The sequence below is a fragment of the Vibrio sp. 2033 genome (assembly GCF_033339735.1).
In genome coordinates, this window is the sequence record NZ_JAWOVC010000256.1 from 1 (window position 1) to 786 (window position 786).

Annotated in this window: 1 pseudogene; it reads right to left on the reverse strand. The window is 47.6% G+C overall.

The window, feature by feature from the left end:
* A pseudogene (locus R7P74_RS25935) lies at positions 1-786 on the reverse strand (DNA topoisomerase IV subunit B); the annotation flags it as partial.

Here is a 786-nt window from a genome sequence, read left to right on the forward strand (position 1 = left end):
TTTAGCCACAGACTGAATGCATCTTTTACCACACCAGAGACAAACGCAGCGGTTTGACGCGAAGAGAGACGCTCTTTAGTCTGACCAGCAAACTGTGGATCTTGGATCTTAACCGACAACACGTACGAACAACGGTCGAAAACATCATCGCCCGTTAGCTTCACACCACGTGGTAGCAAGTTGCGGAATTCACAGAACTCACGCATCGCATCCAACAAACCTTGGCGAAGACCATTTACGTGTGTACCACCCTGAGCTGTTGGGATAAGGTTCACGTAACTTTCGGTGATCATCTCGCCGCCTTCTGGCTGCCAGATTACTGCCCAGTTTGCTGCTTCTGTGTCTGCAGAAAACTCCCCAGTAAACGGTTCTTCTGGTAGTACTGGGTAACCTTTTACGCCTTCGGCTAGATAGTCTTTCAAACCATCTTCGTAGTACCACTGGTAGTCTTTGTTGTTTACTTTATCGGTAAACGTAATTTCTAGACCTGGGCAAAGTACCGCTTTCGCTCGTAGGTTGTTCACCAAACGAGTTACAGAGAAGTTAGCTGAATCGAAATACTTCGCATCCGGCCAAAAGTGCACGCTAGTACCGCGATTGCGGCGACCACATGTGCCCGTTACAGTAAGGTCTGATACTTTGTCACCGTGCTCAAAAGCAATTTCGTACACTTGACCATCACGACGTACCGTCACTTCAACTCGCTTAGACAGCGCGTTTACTACTGAGATACCTACACCGTGCAAACCACCTGAAAACTGGTAGTTTTTGTTGGAGAATTTACCA